The sequence below is a fragment of the Caballeronia sp. LZ024 genome (assembly GCF_031451455.1).
In the GTDB taxonomy this organism is placed as follows: Bacteria; Pseudomonadota; Gammaproteobacteria; order Burkholderiales; family Burkholderiaceae; genus Caballeronia; species Caballeronia telluris.
Window position 1 is genome coordinate 1,470,206 of the sequence record NZ_JARUXL010000001.1, and the last position, 23,375, is coordinate 1,493,580.

Sequence of the window (23,375 nt, forward strand, 5' to 3'; positions counted from 1 at the left end):
TCGAGCCGGGTTTTTCGTCGGACCTTCGCTTCGGAACGCCGCGCTTACCAGATCTGATACCAGGGCTTCTCGGTGCCCGCGCGGCGCTTGCCGGTCACGTACGGGCTTTCGGGAAACGTGGCGGCGAGCACGCGCTTGGTGTCGTCGGCGAGTTGCGGCTGGTCGAGCTTTTGGTACGACAGCATCATGATGTGCAGCGCGTCTTCTGTTGCCGGCGCGTTCTTGTATTCGCGGATGGCGAGCTGCGCGCGGTTGATGGCCGCCACGTAGGCTCCGCGACGATAGTAGTAATCCGCGGCGTGCACTTCGTGCGACGCCAGCGCGTTCACGATATAGCGCATGCGCTGCGCGGCGTCCGGCGCATACTTGCTGTTCGGATAGCGGTCGACGACGACCTTGAACGCGTCATACGACTCGCGCAGCGACTTCGGGTCGCGCTCGCTCATGTCCTGGCCGGAGAAGCGGCCGAAGAGACCGAGGTCGTCGTTGAAGTGGATCATCCCCTTCAGATAGTAAGCGTAGGAGATTTCCGGGTGATCGGGATGCAGCTTGATGAAGCGGTCGATGGCCTGGTCGGCGGCGGCCGTTTCGCTGTCCTTCCAGTTGCAGTACGCGACGTTGATCTGCGCCTGCTGCGCGAAATGGCCGAACGGGTCGCGGCCTTCGAGCGCTTCGAAGTACTTCGCGCACTTGCCGTAGTCGCTGCCGGACAGCGCGTCCTGAGCCTCCGTATATAATTTGTTGTTATTCCAGGTTGCCGTTTCGTCGGTCTTCTCGGGCAGGCCGTGGCAACCCGCGACAATGGCAACGCCAGCGGCCAGCGCCAGATACTTGATCGATTTCTGCATCGACTGTTTGGTGGTGTAGAGGGCTCGCATCAGTGCTTGCATTTCCTAGCTATTTCCCGGCTTTCTGTCTAAATGACCCGCTCAAGTACTCGTCGTACCAAAGATCGCAACGAAGATTATAGCCGAAGCGCTTCGCCCGACGACGCACGTCCGGACGATTCAGCCGACGCCGACAGCCGCGCCGCGCCGCCCGTCGAGGGCTCGGCGAGCCCCGTGCCGACGATGCTCGCCGAGCGCCGCGCCGATGCCGAAACGCCGCGCATCGCGCGCGTGCCCGACGAATTCGCGGGCGAACGGCTCGACAAGGTCCTCGCGAAAATCTTCCCCGAATTCTCGCGCAGCCGCCTGCAGGGCTGGATCGAGGCCGAGCGCGTGCAGATCGACGGCGCGCCGGCGAAGGTCCGCCAGCCGGTGCCGCTCGGCGCGACGATCACGCTCGTGCCCGACCTGCTCCCCGAGCAGCTCGCGTTCACGCCGGAACCGGTGCCGCTCGACATCGTCTACGAGGACGATGCGCTCGTCGTCATCAACAAGCCGGCGGGCATGGTCGTGCATCCGGCGGCGGGGAACTGGAGCGGCACGCTGCTCAACGGCCTTCTGTACCGCTACGGCGAGGCCGCCGCCGGTCTGCCGCGCGCGGGCATCGTGCACCGGCTCGACAAGGAGACCTCCGGGCTCATGGTCGTCGCGCGCACGCTCGAGGCGCAGACGATCCTCACACGCCAGTTGCAGGCGCGCACGGTGAAGCGGCGCTACGTCGCGCTCGTGTGGGGCACCATGCGCGACGAAGGCACCATCGACGCGCCGATCGGCCGTGACCCGCGCGACCGCACCCGCATGGCGGTGGTGGAAAGCGCGTCGGGCAAGCCCGCGCGCACCCATTTCCGGACCATCGACCGCGCGCTCTGGCACGGCCAGCCGGTCTCGGCCGTCCATTGCGATCTCGAAACCGGCCGCACGCATCAGATTCGCGTGCACTGCTCGCACGCCGGGCATCCGCTACTCGGCGACCCCGTGTATGGGCGCGCGCGCGGCAAGCGCTCAGTCACGCCGCTGCCGAACGGCTTCGAGCGTCAGGCGCTGCATGCGTGGCGGCTCGGGCTGGTTCATCCGGTGTCGGGCAAGGATGTGCACTGGCGCGCGGACGTCCCCGAGGACATTGCGATCCTGGCCGCCGAGCTGGGCCTCGGGCGCGACGCAGAAACCGATCTCGACGACGATGACGACGATTTCCCCGAGGTGGTCGAGATGGATGAAGCCTATGAGGACGAAGACTACGCAGGCGATGACGAGGACGACGAAGAATGAACGAACCGCGTGCATTGCTTGCCGATGATTGTCTGTGGCCCGGCTGGCACGCGTCGGGCGTGTCCGCGCGCGTGCGCGCGCTCGCCACGACGCGCAACGGCGGCGTCAGCGCCGCGCCGTTCGGCGGCGCCGGCGCGGGCGAGGGCGGTCTGAATCTCGGACGGCACACCGGCGATTCGCCCGAAGCCCTGCGTGAAAACCGTCGCCGGTTGCTCGCGCTCACTGGGACGCCGGCCGCCGCGTGGCTGGAGCAGATTCACGGCGCGGACATCGCGGAAGCGGGTGCGGTGATCGATCGCACCGTGACCGGCGCGGACCCGGTGCGCGCCGATGCGAGCGTGACGAATCGCGCGAATGCCGTGTGCGTCGTGATGGTCGCCGATTGCCTGCCGGTCTTGTTCTGCGACGAAGCGGGCCGCGCGGTCGGCGCGGCGCACGCGGGATGGCGCGGACTGGCCGCGGGCATAGTCGAGAAGACGGCGGGACGCGTCGCGTCGCTCGCCGGCGCCGACGCGTCGGCGCTGCATGCGTACCTCGGACCGGCGATCGGGCCCTCGGCGTTCGAAGTCGGCGAGGACGTGCTGGACGCGTTCGTCTCGGCCGCGGCCGCGAGCCAGCGCGATAGCACCGCCGCCGCGTTCCGCCCGATGCGGTCGAAAGGCAAGTATCTCGCCGATATCTACGCGCTCGCGCGTTTGCGCCTCGCGAACGCGGGTATCGACGGGACGCGCGTGCACGGCGGCACCCACTGCACGGTGACGGAGCGCGAGCGCTTCTATTCGTATCGGCGGGATCGCACGACCGGTCGCATGGCGGCGATGATCTGGCTCGCCGACTGAACAGCGCATCGCGAAGCGTGCAGTGCAAAGGCCGTCGCCGGGCACCCCGCGACGGCCTTTTTTTCATGCACCCGCGTCCGCCGCGCCGAGCGTTTTTCTGCAGTGCTCGCTGATTTTTTGCTGTGCTGCAATATGTCCGACATTTGGCCGTGTGTCGCACGCCGATTCGCCCGCGCCCTTATATAAAGGCAAAGTTCGATCAAGGAGCGCAACGATCGCATGGGGGAAAACGATAATTAAAAAATTATCGCACTGCGGCAAAATCGGGGCAAAGCATTGACATGCCTGATGCTCGGGAGCAAGAATGTTCCCGTAACACTCCGAAATCAGGCACGGCGTGGCAAGGTCCGCTTCCATCGCGCACTCGGCGCACCACTTGCGCGCTGGTCATGGCGAGCCCGGCGGCGCCTGCATCAGCAATCCAGTCTTTCGAGACTCACAGGTCAAAAGCGGGTATGGCTGCCTCTAAAACATCCTCTACATCTTCCCGCTCAGATGCCACCGATGCGACTTCGGAGGCCGCTCGTCCCGCTGACATGGCGGGCATGCAGCAAGTGTTCGAGCAGTGGCTGAACGCGTGGCGCTCCGTCGCCGATCCGGCGCAGTGGACGCAGTTCACTCAGCAGATGAATGGCGGCAACGGCAATGCTGCCGGCAATGGCGCCGCGGCGAATCCGTTTGCCGCGTTCGCGGTAGCGCAGGGCGCCACGCCGTTCGCGATGCCGCCGCTGCCGGACTTCGCGAAGCTCGGCACGATGCCCGATTTCTCGAAGCTCGCGGGCCAGATGCCCGGATTCGCGGGCGGGTTTGCGCAGATGCCCGGCATGCCTTCTATGCCGCCCATCCCGAACGCGGCGCTCGCGCCGGAGCGCCTCCAGCAGTTGCAGGCCGACTATTCGCGCGACGTGGTCGAGTTGCTCAAGCAGGCGGGCGCGCAAAGCATCGATCCGGCGGCGCTGAAGGATCGCCGGTTCAGCACGACGGCATGGCAGTCGACGCCGGCCTACGCGTTCACCGCCGCGTGGTATCTGCTCAACGCGCGCTATCTGCAGGAACTCGCCAACGCCGTCGACACCGATCCGAAGACCCGCGAACGCATCCGCTTCACCGTGGAGCAGTGGACCGCCGCGGCCTCGCCGAGCAACTTCCTCGCGTTCAATCCGGAAGCGCAGAAGACGCTCATCGAGAGCAAAGGCGAAAGTCTCTGGCAGGGCATGATGAACCTGCTCAACGACCTGCAGCGCGGCAAGATCTCGCAGTCGGACGAGTCGCGCTTCGTGGTGGGCCAGAACATCGGCGCGACCGAAGGCGCGGTCGTCTTCGAAAACGATCTCGTGCAGCTGATCCATTACAAGCCGCACACGTCGCAGGTGTTCGAGCGGCCGCTTCTGATCGTGCCGCCGTGCATCAACAAGTTCTACATCCTCGACCTGCAGCCGGAGAGTTCGCTCGTCGGCCACGCGCTCGACGCGGGGCATCAGGTGTTCATCCTGTCGTGGCGCAACGCCGACCAGTCGGTCGCGCACAAGACTTGGGACGACTACGTGCAAGAGGGCGTGCTCGAACCGATCGAGATCGTCAAGCAGATCACCGGCCGCGAGCAGATCAACACGCTCGGCTTTTGCATCGGCGGCACGATTCTCTCGACCGCGCTCGCGGTCGCGGCGGCGCGCGGCGAACATCCGGCCGCCTCCATGACGCTCCTCACCGCGATGCTCGATTTCTCCGACACGGGCGTGCTCGACGTCTTCGTCGACGAGGCGCACGTGCAGATGCGCGAGCAGACGATCGGCGGCAAGAACGGCGCGCCCGCGGGTCTCATGCGTGGCGTCGAGTTCGCGAACACGTTCTCGTACCTGCGTCCGAACGACCTGGTGTGGAACTACGTCGTCGACAATTATCTGAAGGGACGCACGCCGCAGGCGTTCGACCTGCTGTTCTGGAACAGCGATTCGACCAACCTGCCCGGCCCGATGTGCGTCTGGTATCTGCGCAACACGTATCTGGAAAACAGGCTGCGCGAGCCCAACGCGCTCACGACCTGCGGCGAGGCGATCGACCTGTCGCGCATCGACGTGCCGACCTTCATCTACGGTTCGCGCGAGGACCATATCGTGCCGTGGGCGTCGGCGTATGCGTCGGCGCCGCTCCTCAGCGGGCCGCAGACGTTCGTGCTCGGCGCGTCGGGACATATCGCGGGCGTGATCAATCCGCCGTCGAAGAACAAGCGCAGTTTCTGGATGATCGACTCCGAGGACAAACGCCTGCCCGCCGATCCCGACGACTGGCTCGCCGCCGCCACGGAACATCCGGGCAGCTGGTGGCCCGCGTGGACTAACTGGCTCGACGGCTACGCCGGCAAGAAGACGAAGGCGCCGGCGTCGCTCGGATCGAAGCACTATCCCGTCATCGAACCCGCGCCCGGGCGCTACGTGCTGCAACGCGACCATTGAGCCGCCCGGCGCCTGAACGGTGCATCGGACAGCAGGTTCCGCGCACCGAGCTTGAAGAGTCCGCTTTAACATTCGAAGCCAAAGGAAACTGTTATGACTGACGTAGTGATCGTATCGGCCGCGCGCACCGCGGTCGGCAAATTCGGCGGGTCGCTTGCGAAGATCGCGGCGCCCGATCTCGGCGCTGCCGTCATTCGCGCGGTGCTCCAACGCGCCAACCTGAAACCCGAGCAGATCAGCGAAGTGATCATGGGCCAGGTGCTGACGGCCGGTTCGGGCCAGAATCCCGCGCGCCAATCGCTCATCAAGGCGGGCCTGCCGAACTCGGTGCCCGGCATGACGATCAACAAAGTCTGCGGCTCGGGCCTGAAGGCTGTGATGCTCGCTGCCAACGCGATCATCGCGGGCGACGCGGAAATCGTGATCGCCGGCGGCCAGGAGAACATGAGCGCGGCGCCGCACGTGCTGCCGGGCTCGCGCGACGGCTTTCGCATGGGCGACGCGAAGCTGATCGACTCGATGATCGTCGACGGCCTGTGGGACGTCTTCAACCAGTACCACATGGGCACGACGGCCGAGAACGTCGCGAAGGAATACGGCATCACGCGCGAGGAGCAGGACAAGTTCGCGGCGCTGTCGCAGAACAAGGCGGAAGCCGCGCAGAAGACGGGCCGCTTCGACGACGAGATCGTTCCCATCGAGATTCCGCAACGCAAGGGCGAGCCGCTGAGATTCGCCACCGACGAGTTCGTGCGCCATGGCGTGACGCCCGAAGCGCTCGCGGGCCTGAAGCCGGCGTTCTCGAAGGAAGGCACGGTGACGGCCGCCAACGCGTCGGGCCTGAACGACGGCGGCGCGGCCGTGATCGTGATGTCGGCGAAGAAGGCCGAAGCGCTCGGCCTGACGCCGCTTGCGCGCATCAAGGCCTACGCGAACGCGGGCGTCGATCCGAAGGTGATGGGCATGGGCCCGGTGCCGGCGTCGAAGCGCTGCCTGGAACGCGCGGGCTGGTCCCCGAGCGATCTCGACCTGATGGAAATCAACGAGGCGTTCGCGGCGCAGGCGCTCGCGGTGCACAAGCAGATGGGCTGGGATACGTCGAAGGTCAACGTGAACGGCGGCGCAATCGCGATCGGACACCCGATCGGCGCGTCCGGCTGCCGCATTCTCGTCACGCTCCTGCACGAAATGCAGAAGCGCGACGCGAAGAAGGGTTTGGCGTCGCTGTGCATCGGCGGCGGCATGGGCGTGGCGCTGGCACTCGAGCGTCCGTAAGAAGGACTTGGAGACAGACAGTCAGGGCAAGCGGGACGCGGCCGAAAGACAGTGGCCGCTTACCGCATAACAAAACGGAGTGAGGAATGACGAAGCGCATAGCGTATGTGACGGGCGGCATGGGCGGCATTGGCACGAGCATCAGCCAGCGTCTGCATAAGGACGGCTATACGGTCGTCGTGGGCTGCGGCCCGAACTCGCCGCGCCGGGTGAAATGGATCGAGGAGCAGAAGGCGAACGGCTTCGACTTCATCGCGTCGGAAGGCAACGTCGGCGACTGGGAATCGACCAAGAACGCGTTCGACAAGGTGAAAGCCGAAGTCGGCGAGATCGATATTCTCGTGAACAACGCCGGCATCACGCGCGACGTCGTGTTCCGCAAGATGACGCACGAAGACTGGACAGCCGTCATCGACACCAACCTGACGAGTCTTTTCAACGTCACGAAGCAGGTCGTCGACGGCATGGTCGAACGCGGCTTCGGGCGGATCATCAACATTTCGTCGGTGAACGGCCAGAAGGGCCAGTTCGGTCAAACGAACTATTCGACGGCGAAGGCCGGCATCCACGGCTTCACGATGGCGCTGGCGCAGGAAGTGGCGACCAAGGGCGTGACGGTCAACACGGTGTCGCCGGGCTACATCGGCACGGACATGGTGAAGGCGATCCGTCCGGAAGTGCTGGAGAAGATCGTTGCGACGATTCCGGTGCGACGTCTTGGCCGGCCGGATGAAATCGGCTCGATCGTGTCGTGGCTGGCATCGGAAGAGTCGGGCTTCTCGACTGGCGCGGACTTCTCGCTGAACGGCGGTCTGCACATGGGCTGACGGGCGGCGGCAGCGTGCGGCCTGGAACCGCGCGCTGCCGCCACTTGCCGGAAAACGAACGGCGGCAACGCACTTTGCAATCACGCAAGACACGTTTGCTGCCATCGCAGTAAGGTTTTGCGTTTAAAGGCGTTAAATGACCACTACTACTACAAAGAAACCCGCCGAACGACTCATCAAAAAGTATCCAAACCGTCGGCTGTACGATACGGAAACGAGCACCTACATCACGCTTTCCGACGTGAAGCAGCTCGTGCTGGATCAGGAAGACTTCAAGGTCATGGACGCCAAGTCCAACGATGACCTGACCCGAAGCATCCTGCTGCAGATCATTCTGGAAGAGGAGAGCGGCGGTCTGCCGATGTTCTCTTCGGTGATGCTGTCGCAGATCATTCGCTTCTATGGGCACGCGATGCAGGGCATGATGGGCACGTATCTGGAAAAGAACATCCAGGCGTTCATCGACATCCAGCAGAAGCTGACCGACCAGAGCAAGGGCCTCTACGATGGCAACGCGCTCAATCCGGAAGTCTGGTCGCAGTTCATGAACATGCAGGCGCCGATGATGCAGGGCATGATGACGAGCTACATCGAGCAGTCGAAGAACATGTTCGTGCAGATGCAGGAGCAGATGCAGTCGCAGGCGAAGTCGATGTTCAACACATTCCCGTTCCCCACGCCGACGCCGCCGTCGACGGAGAAGAAGTAAGCGAATTTCGCGGGCAGCGCGATCCGTGCCGCGCGCGCGGCGGTGGGACGCGCCCGCCGCGCGCGGCCGGGGTCGCGGCCGGCCGTGCCCGGCTTCCCGTGCCGCAGGCGGTTCGGCCCGGCACGGTACAATATCGGCTTTGCAGCGCGGCGCGCCGGGGCGGATCATCGTCCGGCGGCGCAACCTGCGGCAGTGCCCGACAGCGCGTCCTGACAGGCGTTTTCCGGCACTGCGCGCCACCGCGCTCGTTAGCTATGTACCTCGATCGGCCTCGCGCCCGCCGGTTCCATGCCCGAACCAGGTACTCACACCGCCGGACCATCTATGTCGCACATTTCCTCCCAGACCGCCCCTAAAGTCGGCTTCGTTTCGCTCGGCTGTCCGAAAGCCCTGGTCGATTCCGAACAGATCATCACGCAGCTGCGCGCTGAAGGCTACGAAATCTCCGGTACTTATGATGGCGCCGACCTCGTTGTCGTCAACACTTGCGGTTTCATCGACGAAGCCGTGCAGGAAAGCCTCGACGCCATCGGCGAGGCCCTCAGCGAAAACGGCAAGGTGATCGTGACGGGCTGCCTGGGCGCGAAGAAGAGCGCGAGCGGCACGGGTCTCATCGAGGAAGTGCATCCGAAGGTGCTGGCCGTCACCGGTCCGCACGCGACCAACGAAGTGATGAACGCGGTGCACACGCATCTGCCGAAGCCGCACGATCCGTTCACCGATCTCGTGCCCGCCGCCGGCATCAAGCTCACGCCGCGCCACTATGCGTACCTGAAGATCTCCGAAGGCTGCAATCATCGCTGCACGTTCTGCATCATCCCGTCGATGCGCGGCGATCTCGTTTCGCGCCCGGTCGCCGACGTGATGCTCGAAGCGGAGAACCTCTTCAAGTCGGGCGTGAAGGAACTGCTCGTGATTTCGCAGGATACGAGCGCATACGGCGTCGACGTGAAATACCGCACGGGCTTCTGGAACGGCAAGCCGATCAAGACGCGCATGACGGATCTCGTCGGCGCGTTGGGCGAACTCGCCGCGCAATACGGCGCGTGGGTGCGCCTGCACTACGTGTACCCGTATCCGAGCGTCGACGAAGTCATCCCGATGATGGCCGAAGGTCCGCTGAAGGGCCACGTCTTGCCGTATCTCGACGTGCCGTTCCAGCACGCGCATCCCGAGGTGTTGAAGCGCATGAAGCGCCCGGCCAACGCCGAGAAGGTGCTCGAACGCGTGCAGGCGTGGCGCAAGATCTGTCCCGACCTGACGATCCGCAGCACCTTCATCGCGGGCTTTCCGGGCGAGACTGAAGAGCAGTTCCAGACGCTGCTCGACTTTATCCGCGCAGCCGATCTGGATCGCGTGGGCTGCTTCGCCTATTCGCCGGTCGAAGGCGCGAGCGCGAACGAACTCGACGGCGCACTGCCCGACGAAGTCCGCGAGGAACGTCGTGCGCGCTTCATGGAACTCGCCGAGGAACTGTCGGCGGCGCGCATGAAGCGCAAGGTCGGCAAGACGCTCAAGGTGCTCGTCGACGAAGTGAACAGCGATGGCGGCATCGGCCGCACGGCGGCGGACGCGCCCGAGATCGACGGTGTCGTCTACATCGCGCCGGCGACGAAGGCGTCGAAGCGCTACAAGGCCGGCGACTTCGTCTCGGTGAAGATCACCGGCGCCGACGGCCACGATCTGTGGGGCGAGGTGTGACCATGACGCAGACGCCGCAAGTCCTCGCGCTCGGCGAGGCCATGATCGAATTCAACCAGTCGAAGGCGGGCGAGCCGACTTACCTGCAAGGCTTCGGCGGCGACGTGTCGAACTTCCTGATCGCGGCGGCGCGGCAGGGCGTCTCGACGGGCTTCGTATCCGCGGTCGGCAATGACCAGTTCGGGCAATTGCTGCTCGACCTGTGGCGCACGGAACGCGTCGATACCTCGACGGTGCGCATCGACGCGAATGCGCCGACCGGCGTCTACTTCGTGTCGCACGGCGCGAGCGGGCATCGCTTCGATTATCTGCGCGCCGGGTCGGCTGCGAGCCGCTATGCGCCGTCCGATCTGCCGCTCGATACGATTGCGGCCGCGAAGGTCGTGCATCTGTCGGGCATCAGTCTCGCGATCGGCGTCTCGGCCTGCGACGCCGCGTTCGCCGCCATCGACCACGCGCGCAGTCACGGCGTGAAGGTGAGTTTCGATACCAACCTGCGGCTCAAGCTCTGGCCGCTCGCGCGGGCGCGCGCGGTGATGCTCGAGGCGATCCGCGCATCCGATATCTGCTTGCCGAGCTGGGACGACGTCACCGATCTGACCGGCTTGACGGACAAGGATGCCATCGTCGACTTCCTGCTTGCGCTCGGGCCGAAGGTCGTCGCGCTGAAGCTCGGCAAGGAAGGCTCGTACATCGCGACGCCGGGTGAGCGGCGCGTGGTGCCGGGCCGCGTCGTGCAGGCGGTCGATGCGACCGGCGCGGGCGACTGCTTCGGCGGCGCATTCATCGCGCGCATCGTGGCGGGCGACGATCCCTTCGCGGCCGCGCGTTACGCGAACGTCGCGGCGGCACTGTCGACGCAAGGCTTCGGCGCGGTCGCGCCCATTCCGAATCAGGCGACAGTCGAGCAGGCGCTCGCGCAATGTTAAGATCGTTAGCATACACAACTATCTAAAGTGGAGACGAACATGCAACGTGAAGTCGTAGTGGTGAGCGGAGTACGCACGGCAATCGGCGATTTCGGCGGCGCGCTGAAAGACGTCAGTCCGACCGAACTCGGCGCGCGCGTCGTGCGCGAGGTGCTGTCGCGCGCGAACGTGTCGGGCGAGGACGTCGGTCACGTGGTGTTCGGCAACGTCGTGCATACCGAGCCGAAGGACATGTACCTCGCGCGCGTCGCGGCGTTGAACGGCGGCGTCGCGCAGCACACGCCCGCGCTGACGGTGAACCGGCTGTGCGGCTCAGGTCTGCAGGCGATCATCTCCGCATCGCAGTCGATCCTGCTCGGCGACGCCGACGTGGCGATCGGCGGCGGTGCGGAAAGCATGAGCCGCGCGCCCTACATCATGCCGGCGGCGCGCTTCGGCCAGCGCATGGGCGATGCGCGCATGGTCGACATGATGCTCGGCGCGCTGAACGATCCGTTCGACAAGATCCACATGGGCGTGACGGCCGAGAACGTGGCGGGCAAGTACGGCATCACGCGCGCGGACCAGGACGCGCTCGCGCTCGAATCGCACCGGCGCGCGGCGAAGGCGATCGAGGCCGGTTACTTCAAGGAGCAGATCCTGCCGATCACGCTGGCATCGAAGAAGGGCGATACCGTCTTCGACCAGGACGAACACGTGCGCATGAACGCGACCACCGACGATTTCTCGAAGCTCAAGCCCGTCTTCGCGAAGGAAAACGGCACGGTGACGGCGGGCAACGCGTCCGGCATCAACGACGCGGCGGCGGCCGTCGTGCTGATGGAGCGTAGCGTCGCGGAAAAACGCGGCCTCGCGCCGCTCGCGCGTCTCGTCGCCTACGCGCACGCGGGCGTCGATCCGAAGTACATGGGCATCGGCCCGGTGCCCGCTTCGCAAAAGGCGCTGGAACGCGCGGGTCTCACGGTCGTCGACCTCGACGTGATCGAAGCGAACGAGGCCTTTGCCGCGCAGGCGTGCGCCGTCACGAACGAACTGAAGCTCGATCCGTCGAAGGTCAATCCGAACGGTTCGGGCATCTCGCTCGGCCATCCGATCGGCGCGACGGGCGCGCTCATCACCGTGAAGGCGCTCTATGAACTGCAGCGCATCGGCGGACGCTATGCGCTCGTGACGATGTGCATCGGCGGCGGGCAGGGCATCGCGGCGATTTTCGAGCGCGTTTGATCCGGGCCGCGCCGCGATCGACATTCGAAGGAACCAGAGGATGATGCAAAGGAATACGGCGGTAATCGGCTTGCTGACAATGACGGTGCTGCTCGCCGCGTGCAATTCGCCGATGCCGCCGGACCGGCCGGCCGCGGCCACGGCCACCGCCACCGCAAAAAGCGACGAGGTGATCGGCGCCAACAACGCCATCGCGACGCTCGCGTTGCCGCCCGCGAAGCCGCTCGCGCCGAATCCGGAATACGCGCGGTTCCCGCGCTATGTCGGCACGGTCGGCGGTAAAGAGATCGAAATGCGGCTCGGTGCGAAGACCGACGAGGCATCGGGCATTCACGGCGAGTACCGCTTCGCGGGCAGCCCGTCGGTCATCCTGGTAGCGGGCGATCGCGACGGCGACACGCTCGAAATCGAGGAATCGAACGACGGCACGCACATCACCGGCAACTGGGTCGGCAAGTTCGCCGCGGACGGCAGCGTGTCCGGCGAGCGCATGAATGCCGACGATTCCAACCCGCAGCCCTTCGAATTGCGTCCGGCGGTGGCGGGCGTGACCGTCCCTGCGAATCGCGATGCGCGGCCCGCCGCGCCTTCGCTGGAACCGGCGCCGCCCGCCGCGCCCGCTGCACCCATTGCGCCGCGCAATGCCGTCGGTGGGACGAGCAACGTGATCATCGGCGAGTAGTGCGCGTTTAGCGCCGCGCCGACCGAACCCGCACGCCATCGAACCACTTCGATGGCGTTTCTTTTCCGAACAACACATCAAGCAAGCACGCCATGACCGATTCCAGCCCCAAGGACAAAGGACGCTCGGAGCAGACCCGCATCGTCCATCCGGAAGACCGCCTGACGCCCGGCTTCGAAGCGTTTCCCGTGCCCGTCACGCGCGCGTCGACGATCGTCTTCCCGAATCTCGCCGCGATGCGCAAGCTCGTCTGGAGCGACGATTCGCAATGGCGCTACGGCCTGCACGGCACGCCCACGTCGATCACGCTCGCGCAGCGGCTCGCGGCGATCGAAGGCGGTGAATACGCGCTCCTGCATCCGTCGGGGCTGTCGGCGATCTCGAACGTGTACTTCGGCTTCGTGAAATCGGGCGATCACGTGCTCGTGCCCGACAACGCGTATTCGCCGAACCGCGAGCATGCCGACTGGCTCGCGGCGGACTACGGCGTCGAAGTGACCTACTACGATCCGATGATCGGCGCGGGCATCGCCGACCTCATCCGGCCGAACACGAAGCTGATCTGGGTCGAGGCGCCGGGCTCGGTGACGATGGAAGTGCAGGACGTGCCGGCCATCGCGGCGGTCGCGCGCGCGCGCGGCGTCGTCACGGCGCTGGACAACACATACTCGGCGGGGCTCGCGTTCAAGCCGTTCGAACACGGCGTCGATATTTCGGTGCAGGCGCTCTCGAAATACCAGTCGGGCGGCAGCGATATCCTGATGGGCGCGACGATCGCCGTCGACCGCGAGCATCACATGAAGCTGAAGCGCGCGCGCATGCGGCTCGGGATCGGCATCTCGGCGGACGACTGTTCGCTCGTGCTGAGAAGCCTTCCTTCGATGACGCTGCGCTACGCCGCCCACGACCGCACCGCGTTTGCGCTCGCCACGTGGCTGAAGACGCGTCCGGAAGTATCGGCGGTGCTGCATCCGGCTCTCGCGGATTGCCCCGGACACGACATCTTCACGCGCGATTTCAAGGGCGGCGCGGGCGGCTTGTTCTCGTTCGTGTTCGACAAGCGCTATAGCGCCGCGCAGGTCGATGCGTTCGTCGAGGCGCTCGAATTGTTCGATATCGGTTGGAGCTGGGGCGGCTCGCATAGCCTCGCGATGCCGTACAACGTCGGCACGATGCGCACGGCCGCGAAGTGGCCGCACGAAGGCGTGCTGGTGCGCTTTTTCGTCGGGCTGGAGGACGAAGCCGACTTGCGCCGCGACATCGAACAGGCGTTGACGAAGGCATTCGCGTAACCCACGTTCACGCCGTGCCAATGTCAAAAGGCCGCTTTGCGTTCGCAAAGCGGCCTTTTTTGACCCTCGACGTTCGCTCAGAACAACCGCAACAAGCCGTCCAGTCCCACGAAGTTGAACGCGACGCTCGCCGCTTCGCGCACCACCGGCTTCGCGCGAAATGCCACCGACAGTCCCGCTTGCGCCATCATCTTGAGATCGTTGGAGCCGTCGCCCATCGCGATGGCGCGCGCCGGATCGATGCCGATCTGCACACAGGTTTCGGAGAGCATGCGCGCCTTCACCTCCGCGTTGACGATCTCGCCGGTCACGTTGCCCGTCAGCTTCCCGTCGACGATTTCGAGCGTGTTCGCGCGCGTGAAATCGAGGCCGAGCCGCGCCTTCAGCTGCTCCGTGAAAAACGTGAAGCCGCCCGAGACGAGCAGCGTCTTCAGTCCGGCGGCGCGTGCGCCCGCCAGCATCCGCTCCGCGCCCGGCGACAGGCGCAGCCGCTCGTCGTACACCCGTTCCAGCGCGCTTGCGTCGAGCCCCTTCAGCAGCGCGACGCGGCGCGTCAGGCTCTCGTTGAAATCCTTGATCTCGCCGCGCATCGACGCTTCCGTGATCGCCGCGACTTCCGCCTTCAGTCCGCAAAAGTCGGCGATTTCGTCGATGCATTCGATCGTGATCAGCGTCGAGTCCATGTCCATCGCGACGAGGCCGAAGTCCGCGAGGCGCGCGTCCGGTGCGACGAACGCGTAGTCGAGCCGATGCGCGCCGCAATAGGCGTCGATGTCGGGACGCTGCAGCGGATCGGCGCCGATGAAGCGCACGAGCGTGTCGTCGGCGCGCGCGGTTTCCGACGAGCGGGCGAGGGCGGCGAGCGGCCGGAGGTGCGAATCGGCGATCGGGGAAGGGCTTTGGACGACGAGGTTCATGGGCGCGAAGCGGGAAGGCGAAAGCATCCATTGTAATGGTGCCGACCGATGGCGCTCCCGCGCGCGGCGCGGCTATGATGCGCCAAAGGCAAAAATTCAACCAAGCGACCCGGGCAAGCGTCAGCGCGCTGGCTCCGGTCGAATAAGGAGATGCGATGAACCCCGCGGACCTCGCACGCGATTTCGACCTGCGCCGCCTCGACGCGTCGTTCTATGCGAACCCGTACCCCGTCTACGACGCGCTGCGTACGCACGAGCCCGTGCGGCGCATGCCCGACGGGTCGCTGTTTCTCACGCGCTATCGCGACGTTCAGTCGGTGTATCGGGACGCGAAGTCGTTCAGCTCCGACAAGACCGTCGAGTTCGGCCCGAAGTACGGCGTCTCGACGCCGCTCTACGCGCATCACACGACGAGCCTCGTCTTCAACGATGCGCCGCGCCACACGCGCGTGCGCCGGCTGATCGCGGGCGCGCTGACGGCGCGTGCGATCGCCGCGATGGAACCGGGGCTCGTGCGGCTCGTCGACGGCTTGCTCGATCGCGGCGAGGCGCGCGGGCAGTTCGATCTGATCGACGATTTCGCTTCGGCGATTCCGGTCGAGGTGATCGGCAATCTGCTCGACGTGCCGCACGACGAGCGCGAACCGCTGCGCGAATGGTCGCTCGCGATTCTCGGCGCGCTGGAGCCCGCGCTCACGGCGGAGCAGGAAGCGCGGGGCAATCGCGCGGTGAGCGAGTTCATCGACTACCTGCAAGTGCTGGTGGCGCGCCGGCGCGCGCGTCCCGGCGATCCGCAGCATGACGTGCTGACGCGCCTCATTCAAGGCGAAGCGGACGGCGAGCGGCTCGACGAAGCGGAACTGCTGCACAACTGCATCTTCATTCTGAACGCCGGACACGAGACGACGACGAACCTGATCGGCAACGGGCTCGTCCTCTTCGCCGCGTGGCCGGGCGAGCGCGACCGGCTGCAGCAGGAACCGACGCTCATCGAAAGCGCGATCGAAGAGTGTCTGCGTTTCGAGAGTTCGAACCAGCTGGGCAACCGGATCGCCGTCGCGGATGCAACGATCGGCGATGTTCCGGTGCCGCGCGGCACGCCCGTGACGCTGTGCATCGGCGCGGCGAATCGCGACCCGGAGCAGTTCGCGGCGCCCGGACGCTTCGACATCGCGCGCGAACCCAACCGGCATCTCGCATTCGGCTTCGGCATTCATCAGTGCGCGGGCTTGTCGCTCGCGCGGCTGGAGGCGCGCATCGCGATCGGCCGGTTCGTCGCGCGGTTTTCGCGCTATCGCATGAACGGCGCGCCCGAACGCGCGCCTCGGGCTCGTTTTCGCGGGTTCGTCAGCGCGCCGGTCGCGCTCGAATAGCGCGCACGCGATTCACGCGATTCGCAATGCCGCGCTTCAGCGCATCACGCGCGAGGGGTCAGCGTCCCAGTACGGCGGTTCGCCGAAGCGCGCGGCGAGAAACTCGATGAACGCGTGCGTCTTCGGCGGCACGAACGCGCGGCTCGGATACACCGCCCAGATCGCGACCGTTTCGGCGAGCGGGTAGTCGTCGAGCACGGTCACGAGTTCGCCGCTCGCGATGAGCGGCGCGACGCTCCACGTCGACTTGAGTCCGATGCCGAAGCCCGCCGCGATCGCATCGCGAATCACCTCGCCGTTGTCCGTCACGAGCCGCCCCGACACGCGCACGTCGATCACGCCCGTCGGCGTGACGAATCCCCAGTCGCGCTGGTCGGCGAGGATCACGCATTCGTGCTCAGCGAGATCGGCGGGATGGCGCGGCGTGCCGTGCGCCGCGAGATACGCCGGCGACGCGCACAGCACGCGCCGGTTGCTCGCGAGCTTCCTCGCGACGAGCGTCGAATCCTTCAGCGCACCGATGCGGATCGCGAGATCGATGCCTTCGTCCACCAGGTCGACGAGCTGGTCGGTCAGGCGCAACTCGACGGAAACGCCCGGGTATTGCGTGAGAAAAGCGGGAATCAGCGGCGAAACGTGCTGCCGTCCGAGCGACGAGGGCATCGTCACGCGCAGCCGCCCGTGCGGCTCGGCGAGCGCGCGGCCGACCGAGGCGCGCGCGGCATCGGCCGCATCGAGCAGATGCCGCGCATGCGCCGCGAAGACTTCGCCTTCCTGCGTGACGCTGACGCGGCGTGTCGTGCGATGCAGGAGCCGCGCGCCGAGCGTGCGTTCGAGCGCCGCGAGCCGCGCGCTCGCCGCCGCGGCGGACAAACCGAATTCGCGTCCCGCCGACGACACGTTCGCGAGCGCCGCCGCGCGCACGAACAACGCGACGTCGAGCAGATCGAGCCGGCCGCGCGCGGGGTCGTCGAAAGGGGAATCGGATGCCATTTGCTTGTTTTTCCGAATAATGTTTCAGTGATTATGACGGTTTTCATTGGATGCGGATCGGTTTAGCATCGGGTCCACGCTTTGCAAAACCCTCGCACGTTCATTGAAGGAGCCACCATGAAAGCCATCGGCCTGACCCGTTATCTTCCGATCTCGAATCCGGAAGCGCTGATCGACATCGAACTCGACAAACCCGCGCCGACCGGCCGCGATCTGCTCGTCAGAATCGAGGCGATCGCGGTCAATCCGGTCGACACCAAGGTCCGCGCGCCGAAGGACAAGGTCGAAGACACGCCGCGGGTGCTCGGCTGGGACGCGGCGGGCGTCGTCGAGGCGGTCGGCCCGGAGGCGTCGCTCTTCAAGCCCGGCGACGCCGTGTACTACGCGGGCAGCATCACGCGGCAGGGCGCGAACAGCGAATTTCATCTGGTCGACGAGCGCATCGTCGGCGCGAAGCCGAAGTCGCTCGATTTCACGCACGCGGCGGCGCTCCCGCTCACGACCATCACCGCGTGGGAAGCGCTCTTCGAGCGCCTTAACGTGTCTGCACAAGGCGCGGACGAGGGCAAGTCGGTGCTGATCGTCGGCGGCGCGGGCGGCGTCGGGTCGATCGGCATCCAGCTCGCGAAGAAGGTTGCGAAGCTGAAGGTGATCGCGACCGCATCGCGGCCCGAGTCGGCGAAATGGGCAACGGAGCTGGGCGCGGATCACATCGTCAATCATTTCGAAGACATCCCGAAGCAACTCGAGGCGGCAGGCTTCGCCGAGGTCGACTACGTGCTGATCTTCAACGACACCGACAAGCATTTCCCGGCCGCGGCGCAGGTCATCAAGCCGCAGGGCGGAATCTGCACGATCGTCGAGAACAGCGGGCCGCTCGACATCGCCCTCCTGAAAGCGAAAAGCGCCGCGTTTCATTGGGAGTTCATGTTCACGCGCTCGATGTTCGGCACGCCGGACATGATCGAGCAGCACAAGCTGCTCTCGGAAGTGGCGCGACTGATCGACGCAGGCACGCTGACGACGACGCTCGGCCGCGATCTCGGACGGATCGACGCCGCGAATCTGCGCGAGGCGCACCGGCTGCTGGAAGAAGGGCGCGCGATCGGCAAGCTGGTTTTGACCGGCTTCTGACCGCCGCAAAGCGACGTGACGACGCCCGCGGCGCGCGCGGGTTTTCCCTAAGCCCGCCGGACGTGCGCCGCGCTAGACTGGATCGGCTCGCGTGCGATCCGGCCAGGCGCTTACCGCACCTCGCTGGTTTCGCGTCGACGACCCACTCGGAGGTGCCGGCATGAACCGTCGTCTGAACGTCTGTCGCTTTCGAACCGGCATCGCGGCGCTCGCACTCGGTGCGGCGCTCGGCGTGTGCACGCCGGCCGTCAACGCGACCCCCGGCATCAAGGTCCAGGACGGTGCGTCCAATGACGGACCGATCAAGTACACGGTCAAGATGGCGTCGAAAACCTACGGCAACCAGCAGGAAACGCGCACCATCCGCTCGGGCCAGACCGACGACTTCACCTGGCAGAGCGCTGCGCCCGGCGGGGCGAAGGCGGTCCCCGACGACTGTCCCGGCGCCTCGGGCCTCGCTCGCAATGCCGAAGGCGCGGCGGTCAGGCAGGTGCAGATCCGCTTTGCATCGGTGGTCGGCGACAACGGTTCGGCCAACGTTCAGCTGAGCTTCCAGGCGCGCGCGCCGAGCGGCACGAACAAGGTGATGGTGAGCGGCAAGGCGCTGCAATGTCCGGTCGAGCAGCGCCTGAGCCAGATCGTGCGATTCTCGATGCCGACGACAGGCGGCTCGAAGACCGTCACGTTGTCCGATGGCACTCAGTTGACGGTGAGCGCAGCACGCAAATAGCGGTTCGATCGGCGATGCGCGGGGCGTCGTCCCGGAGCACATACGCAACTAACGGTCGAAGCGTGTCGACCCCGCGACCGGCACGCCGCACCGCTTTCACAGATTTTCAAACCTGCCTCCAGGACCTCGGCTCAAATCCCTCGCCGACGCTCGATCCGGTGAAAAATGCCTCATCGCGGCAATCCTTACAGCCCGGCATCGCCTAACGGCTCGCTCGCCATCGCACGATCATGTCCAACGTCGGCCCCATCGCCCGCTGACGCCGCGCCCGGCGCAAACCCCACGCGGCCCGGCATCTGGCATGTTTCCTGCGGGCACCGATGAGCGCCGCTATTCGAGACGACGCGAGGCCGCAAGCTTCTCAACCCCAACGCGCACCGAGTCAGGTTCGAGCGAGGAATCGCGATGCCGCACATGATCTGGAAAGGCGCAATCAGCTTCGGGCTGGTCCACGTGCCCGTGCAACTCTATCCGGCGACGCAGTCGGAGAAAGTCGGCTTCAATCTGCTCGACAAGCGCTCGATGGACCCCATCGGCTACAAGCAGATCAACAAGAACACCGGCAAGGAAGTCACGCGCGACAACATCGTGCGCGGCTTCGAGTACGAAAAGGGCAAGTACGTCGTGATGAGCGACGCCGAGATCCGCTCGGCGAATCCCGAATCGACGCAGACGGTCGATATCCTCGCCTTCATCGATGCGCCCGACATCTCGTTCCTCTCGCTCGACACGCCGTATTACCTCGCGCCCGATCGCAAGGGCGAGAAGGTGTATGCGCTCTTGCGCGATGCGCTCAAGGACAGCGGCAAGATCGGCATTGCAAGCGTCGTGCTGCACAACAAGCAGCATTTGGCGGCGCTGATTCCGGTCGGTCCCGCGCTCGCGCTCGAAACACTGCGCTGGGCCGACGAAGTGCGCGATTTCAGTCAGTTCAAGTTCCCCGACGAGGACACCAAGAAGGCCGGCGTCACGCCGAAGGAACTGGAGATGGCGAAGCGCCTGATCGAAGACATGAGCGATAGCTGGGACCCCGCGAAATATCACGACACGTTCCGCGACGACATCATGGCGCTCGTCGACAAGAAGGTGCGCGAAGGCAAGACGGCCGAAGTCGCGGAAGTGCACGAGTCGGGCGAGCGCCCATCGTCGGCGGATATTCTCGACCTGTCCGAACTGCTCAAGCGCAGCCTGAAGAAGGGCAAGCCCGCAAAGCGCGGCGCCTCCGCCGATGAAGGCGAAGACGAGGGCAACGACGAAAGCGGCGAGGAAGCGCCCGCGCGTCCTGCCCGCAAGACGACGCGCCGCAAGCGCGCCTGAACGTCGCGCGTGCGCGGCCACCGCGACGACATCACGATCACCGAAGAACGACAGCACACGACTGCGATGCCCGGAAAACTCGACACTTACCAGCGCAAGCGCCGCTTCGACGACACGCCCGAGCCGTCGGGCCGCGCGGCCAAGGCGGCAGCAAAAAAGGCGGCCACGAAGAAGGCACCCGCGCAGTCGAAAGCGCTGTCGTTCGTGATCCAGGAACACGACGCACGGCGCCTTCATTACGACTTCCGTCTCGAACTCGACGGCACGCTCAGGTCGTGGGCCGTGCCAAAGGGACCGAGCCTCGATCCATCTGTTAAGCGGCTTGCGGTGCACGTCGAGGATCATCCGATCGACTACGGCTCCTTCGAAGGCGAGATTCCCGAAGGCAACTACGGCGCCGGCAGTGTGATCGTATGGGATCGCGGAACGTGGGAACCGCAATCGGGCACGATCCGCGAAGCGCTCGAATCGTATGAGAAGGGCAAGCTGAAGTTCAGGCTCGACGGCGAAAAGCTGCACGGCGGCTGGACGCTCGTGCGCAGCCACATGCGCGGCAACGGCGACAAGGAACAGTGGCTCCTCATCAAGGAACGCGACGACGATGCGCGCGCCGAAGCCGACTACGACATCCTCCTGAAGAAGCCCGGCAGCGTGCTCACCGACTCGCTCGGCGCGCGCAACGAGAAGGGCGAAATCATCGCGCGCACCGAACGCAAGGCGCCCGCGAAAAAGACCGCGGCGAAAGCGTCGAAGAAGCCGGCGAAGGACGACCGTCCCGACATCGTCGCGAATCGCAATGCCGAGTCGCTGCGCACGCTCGCGCACGAGCCGTCGGTCGAAGGCGCGGTCAAAGCGAAGCTGCCCGCGACGCTCAAGCCGCAGCTCGCCACGCTCGTCGATGCCGCGCCGCACGGCGACGACTGGTCCTACGAGATCAAGTTCGACGGCTATCGCGTGCTTGCGCGCATCGACCGGTCGGCGTCGTCTTCGGGTGGCGTGCAGATATGGACACGCAACGGCAACGACTGGACCGCGAAATTTAGCCGGCAGGTGAAGGCGCTCGACAAACTGGAGATCGACAGCGGCTGGCTCGACGGCGAAGCCGTCGTGCTCGACGATCGCGGCCTGCCGGACTTCCAGGCGCTGCAGAACGCATTCGACGCGGGCCGTCCGCAGGATATCGTCGTCTACTGGTTCGACGTGCCGTTCCTGAATGGCTACGACCTGCGTCAGGTGCCGCTCGTGCAGCGGCGCGCGATCCTTAAGGCGCTGATCGAACCCGTCGACGATCCCGTGCTGCGCTTCTCCGACGACTTCGCGTTCAGGCCCGACGACCTGCTGAAAAGCGCATGCGACATGGCGCTCGAAGGCATCATCGGCAAGCGCGTCGACAGCACGTACCTGTCGGGCCGCAGCAGCGCGTGGATCAAGCTCAAGTGCCGGCGCCGCCAGGAATTCGTGATCGGCGGGTACTCCGAGCCGTCGGGCAGCCGCGGACACTTCGGCGCGCTCCTGCTCGGTGTCCACGATGCGAGCGGCAAGCTGCAGTATGCGGGGCGCGTCGGCAGCGGCTTCGATCAGTCGATGCTGCGCGAGATCAAGCAGGAACTCGACAAACGCGAAACCGGCAAGATGCCGTTCGCGCGCGAGCCCGTGGAAAGGAGCCGCACGCGCGTGCATTGGGTCAAGCCCGAGCTGGTCGCGGAGTGTAATTTCGCTGAATGGACCAAGGAGCGCATCGTGAGGCAAGCATCGTTCGTCAGCCTGCGCAGCGACAAGCCGGCGCGGCAGATCGTCAGGGAAGAGCCGAAGCCGGCCGGGCAAGTCGAAGAGCAGGCAGCCGAAGAGACGGCGAAGCCGGCGAGAAAGACCGCTGTCAAGAAAGCCGCCGCGAAGAAGACCGCGCCGTCGAAGGACGCGAGTTCCGTCGCCGGCGTGAAGATCAGCCACCCCGAGCGCGTGATCGACAAGTCGGCGGGCATCCGCAAGATCGACGTCGTGAACTACTACGAGTCGGTCGCGGACGCGATGCTGCCGCATCTGCAGGATCGCCCGGTGTCGCTCGTGCGCGCGCCCGAGGATATCGCCGGCGAACTGTTCTTCCAGAAGCACAGCGCGAAACTCGCGATCCCCCACATCACGCAGCACGAGGGCATCGATCCCGGACACCCGCCGCTCCTGACGATCGAATCGGTCGGGGCGCTCGTCGGCACCGCGCAGATGGGCACGGTCGAACTGCACACGTGGAACGCGCTCGCATCGTCGATCGAGAAGCCCGACCGCATGGTGTTCGATCTCGATCCGGGCGAGGGCGTCGGCTGGGAGCGCATGATCGAGGCCGCGCGGCTGACGAAGGAACTGCTCGGCGAACTCGGGCTCGAGGCGTTCTGCAAGACAAGCGGCGGCAAGGGCCTGCACGTGGTCGTGCCGATCGCGAAGCAGGCGGGCTGGGACGAGGTCAAAGGCTTCTCGCAGGCGGTCGCGCAGCACATGGCGAGCACGCTGCCGAAGCTCTTCTCCGCGAAGATGGGAATGCAGAACAGGAAGGGCAAAATCTTCATCGACTATCTGCGCAACAACCGCGGCTCCAGCACGGTCGCGGCGTTCTCGCTGCGCGCGCGGCCGGGAATGGGCGCATCGGTGACCATCGACTGGAACGAACTCGACGAGGTGAAAAGCGGCGACCAGTGGAACATCGGCAACGTGCGCGAGCGGCTCGATTCGCTTCGGGCCGATCCCTGGGCAGGCTACGGCAAGAAGCGCCAGCGCCTGACCGTCGCGATGAAAAAGCGTCTCGGCATAGAAGGCAAATGAGACGTCAACC

General features: G+C 65.6%; 20 protein-coding genes. 16 read left to right on the forward strand and 4 right to left on the reverse strand.

The features are described 5' to 3' along the window. Positions 1–44 precede the first annotated feature (44 nt). A complete protein-coding gene (locus tag QCE48_RS06740; protein WP_404983314.1) occupies positions 45–878 on the reverse strand; it encodes an outer membrane protein assembly factor BamD in 834 nt (277 codons plus the stop codon). Between the two features lie 42 nt (positions 879–920). On the opposite strand from QCE48_RS06740, the gene QCE48_RS06745 reads away from it, so the two are divergent. Together QCE48_RS06745 and pgeF are read left to right on the forward strand one after the other, a co-directional pair. After that, positions 921–2,156: an RluA family pseudouridine synthase gene (locus tag QCE48_RS06745; protein WP_309785584.1), complete on the forward strand. Its 1,236-nt coding sequence runs from the start codon at positions 921–923 to the stop codon at positions 2,154–2,156. Then, positions 2,153–2,995 carry a peptidoglycan editing factor PgeF gene (gene pgeF / locus QCE48_RS06750; RefSeq protein WP_309785583.1) on the forward strand — a complete coding sequence of 281 codons (843 nt, stop codon included), beginning with the start codon at positions 2,153–2,155 and terminating at the stop codon, positions 2,993–2,995. The genes QCE48_RS06745 and pgeF overlap by 4 nt, the downstream gene beginning before the upstream one ends. 63 nt (positions 2,996–3,058) lie before the next feature. On the opposite strand, the gene QCE48_RS06755 is transcribed toward pgeF, so the two are convergent. Further along, a complete protein-coding gene (locus tag QCE48_RS06755; RefSeq protein WP_309785582.1) occupies positions 3,059–3,352 on the reverse strand; it encodes a hypothetical protein in 294 nt (97 codons plus the stop codon). Between the two features lie 98 nt (positions 3,353–3,450). Here QCE48_RS06755 and phaC point away from each other — a divergent pair, with 98 nt between their 5' ends. From phaC to QCE48_RS06800, 9 genes are all read left to right on the forward strand, one after another. Further along, on the forward strand, positions 3,451–5,448 hold the full coding sequence (phaC, locus tag QCE48_RS06760; RefSeq protein ID WP_309785581.1) for a class I poly(R)-hydroxyalkanoic acid synthase: 1,998 nt from the start codon (positions 3,451–3,453) through the stop codon (positions 5,446–5,448). Positions 5,449–5,541: 93 nt separating this feature from the next. Next, entirely contained in the window at positions 5,542–6,723 is a 1,182-nt protein-coding gene (locus QCE48_RS06765; RefSeq protein WP_309785580.1) for an acetyl-CoA C-acetyltransferase, read from the forward strand. 86 nt (positions 6,724–6,809) lie between these two features. Then, complete coding sequence (locus QCE48_RS06770) at positions 6,810–7,550, forward strand: 3-ketoacyl-ACP reductase (protein ID WP_087630421.1); 741 nt, start codon at positions 6,810–6,812, stop codon at positions 7,548–7,550. A 136-nt stretch (positions 7,551–7,686) separates the two neighbouring features. Beyond that, positions 7,687–8,259 (forward strand): polyhydroxyalkanoate synthesis repressor PhaR, encoded by a 573-nt coding sequence (gene phaR / locus QCE48_RS06775; RefSeq protein ID WP_062638806.1) that lies wholly within the window; start codon positions 7,687–7,689, stop codon positions 8,257–8,259. 324 nt (positions 8,260–8,583) lie between these two features. Next, the gene (rimO, locus tag QCE48_RS06780) at positions 8,584–9,960 is read left to right on the forward strand and encodes a 30S ribosomal protein S12 methylthiotransferase RimO (protein ID WP_309785579.1); all 1,377 of its coding nucleotides are present in this window, start codon (positions 8,584–8,586) and stop codon (positions 9,958–9,960) included. A gap of 2 nt (positions 9,961–9,962) precedes the next feature. After that, the gene (locus QCE48_RS06785) at positions 9,963–10,889 is read left to right on the forward strand and encodes a sugar kinase (RefSeq protein ID WP_309785578.1); all 927 of its coding nucleotides are present in this window, start codon (positions 9,963–9,965) and stop codon (positions 10,887–10,889) included. Positions 10,890–10,928: 39 nt separating this feature from the next. Further along, positions 10,929–12,113, forward strand: a complete 1,185-nt coding sequence (gene bktB, locus QCE48_RS06790; RefSeq protein ID WP_309785577.1) for a beta-ketothiolase BktB — start codon at positions 10,929–10,931, stop codon at positions 12,111–12,113. Positions 12,114–12,153: 40 nt separating this feature from the next. Then, complete coding sequence (locus tag QCE48_RS06795; RefSeq protein WP_309785576.1) at positions 12,154–12,795, forward strand: hypothetical protein; 642 nt, start codon at positions 12,154–12,156, stop codon at positions 12,793–12,795. Between the two features lie 92 nt (positions 12,796–12,887). After that, on the forward strand, positions 12,888–14,087 hold the full coding sequence (locus QCE48_RS06800) for a cystathionine beta-lyase (protein ID WP_309785575.1): 1,200 nt from the start codon (positions 12,888–12,890) through the stop codon (positions 14,085–14,087). A 77-nt stretch (positions 14,088–14,164) separates the two neighbouring features. Here the strand turns inward: QCE48_RS06800 and serB are convergent, their stop codons facing one another. Further along, positions 14,165–15,004 (reverse strand): phosphoserine phosphatase SerB, encoded by an 840-nt coding sequence (gene serB, locus QCE48_RS06805; protein WP_309785574.1) that lies wholly within the window; start codon positions 15,002–15,004, stop codon positions 14,165–14,167. A gap of 155 nt (positions 15,005–15,159) precedes the next feature. Here serB and QCE48_RS06810 point away from each other — a divergent pair, with 155 nt between their 5' ends. Continuing rightward, the gene (locus QCE48_RS06810; RefSeq protein WP_309785573.1) at positions 15,160–16,377 is read left to right on the forward strand and encodes a cytochrome P450; all 1,218 of its coding nucleotides are present in this window, start codon (positions 15,160–15,162) and stop codon (positions 16,375–16,377) included. Between the two features lie 36 nt (positions 16,378–16,413). On the opposite strand, the gene QCE48_RS06815 is transcribed toward QCE48_RS06810, so the two are convergent. Next, complete coding sequence (locus QCE48_RS06815; protein ID WP_309785572.1) at positions 16,414–17,370, reverse strand: LysR substrate-binding domain-containing protein; 957 nt, start codon at positions 17,368–17,370, stop codon at positions 16,414–16,416. 117 nt (positions 17,371–17,487) lie between these two features. Between QCE48_RS06815 and QCE48_RS06820 the strand changes: the two genes are divergently transcribed. From QCE48_RS06820 to ligD, 4 genes are all read left to right on the forward strand, one after another. Beyond that, on the forward strand, positions 17,488–18,504 hold the full coding sequence (locus QCE48_RS06820; RefSeq protein ID WP_309785571.1) for a zinc-binding alcohol dehydrogenase family protein: 1,017 nt from the start codon (positions 17,488–17,490) through the stop codon (positions 18,502–18,504). Positions 18,505–18,664: 160 nt separating this feature from the next. Beyond that, positions 18,665–19,234, forward strand: coding sequence for a DUF6013 family protein (locus tag QCE48_RS06825; RefSeq protein WP_309785570.1), 570 nt, complete (start codon positions 18,665–18,667; stop codon positions 19,232–19,234). Between the two features lie 405 nt (positions 19,235–19,639). Then, positions 19,640–20,551, forward strand: a complete 912-nt coding sequence (locus QCE48_RS06830; RefSeq protein ID WP_309785569.1) for a Ku protein — start codon at positions 19,640–19,642, stop codon at positions 20,549–20,551. A gap of 66 nt (positions 20,552–20,617) precedes the next feature. Next, positions 20,618–23,365, forward strand: a complete 2,748-nt coding sequence (ligD, locus tag QCE48_RS06835) for a DNA ligase D (RefSeq protein WP_309788249.1) — start codon at positions 20,618–20,620, stop codon at positions 23,363–23,365. The last annotated feature ends 10 nt before the right edge of the window (positions 23,366–23,375 follow it).

Bases quoted from the DNA above. Each gene is read 5' to 3' on its own strand.
- phaR (WP_062638806.1), top strand. From the start codon at position 7,687: ATGACCACTACTACTACAAAGAAACCCGCCGAACGACTCATCAAAAAG.
- QCE48_RS06830 (WP_309785569.1), top strand. From the start codon at position 19,640: ATGCCGCACATGATCTGGAAAGGCGCAATCAGCTTCGGGCTGGTCCAC.
- pgeF (WP_309785583.1), top strand. From the start codon at position 2,153: ATGAACGAACCGCGTGCATTGCTTGCCGATGATTGTCTGTGGCCCGGC.
- QCE48_RS06800 (WP_309785575.1), top strand. From the start codon at position 12,888: ATGACCGATTCCAGCCCCAAGGACAAAGGACGCTCGGAGCAGACCCGC.
- QCE48_RS06740 (WP_404983314.1), bottom strand. From the start codon at position 878: ATGCGAGCCCTCTACACCACCAAACAGTCGATGCAGAAATCGATCAAG.
- QCE48_RS06815 (WP_309785572.1), bottom strand. From the start codon at position 17,370: ATGGCATCCGATTCCCCTTTCGACGACCCCGCGCGCGGCCGGCTCGAT.
- QCE48_RS06825 (WP_309785570.1), top strand. From the start codon at position 18,665: ATGAACCGTCGTCTGAACGTCTGTCGCTTTCGAACCGGCATCGCGGCG.
- QCE48_RS06820 (WP_309785571.1), top strand. From the start codon at position 17,488: ATGAAAGCCATCGGCCTGACCCGTTATCTTCCGATCTCGAATCCGGAA.
- phaC (WP_309785581.1), top strand. From the start codon at position 3,451: ATGGCTGCCTCTAAAACATCCTCTACATCTTCCCGCTCAGATGCCACC.
- ligD (WP_309788249.1), top strand. From the start codon at position 20,618: ATGCCCGGAAAACTCGACACTTACCAGCGCAAGCGCCGCTTCGACGAC.
- QCE48_RS06785 (WP_309785578.1), top strand. From the start codon at position 9,963: ATGACGCAGACGCCGCAAGTCCTCGCGCTCGGCGAGGCCATGATCGAA.
- QCE48_RS06765 (WP_309785580.1), top strand. From the start codon at position 5,542: ATGACTGACGTAGTGATCGTATCGGCCGCGCGCACCGCGGTCGGCAAA.
- serB (WP_309785574.1), bottom strand. From the start codon at position 15,004: ATGAACCTCGTCGTCCAAAGCCCTTCCCCGATCGCCGATTCGCACCTC.
- QCE48_RS06795 (WP_309785576.1), top strand. From the start codon at position 12,154: ATGATGCAAAGGAATACGGCGGTAATCGGCTTGCTGACAATGACGGTG.
- QCE48_RS06810 (WP_309785573.1), top strand. From the start codon at position 15,160: ATGAACCCCGCGGACCTCGCACGCGATTTCGACCTGCGCCGCCTCGAC.
- QCE48_RS06770 (WP_087630421.1), top strand. From the start codon at position 6,810: ATGACGAAGCGCATAGCGTATGTGACGGGCGGCATGGGCGGCATTGGC.
- bktB (WP_309785577.1), top strand. From the start codon at position 10,929: ATGCAACGTGAAGTCGTAGTGGTGAGCGGAGTACGCACGGCAATCGGC.
- rimO (WP_309785579.1), top strand. From the start codon at position 8,584: ATGTCGCACATTTCCTCCCAGACCGCCCCTAAAGTCGGCTTCGTTTCG.
- QCE48_RS06755 (WP_309785582.1), bottom strand. From the start codon at position 3,352: ATGGAAGCGGACCTTGCCACGCCGTGCCTGATTTCGGAGTGTTACGGG.
- QCE48_RS06745 (WP_309785584.1), top strand. From the start codon at position 921: ATGACCCGCTCAAGTACTCGTCGTACCAAAGATCGCAACGAAGATTAT.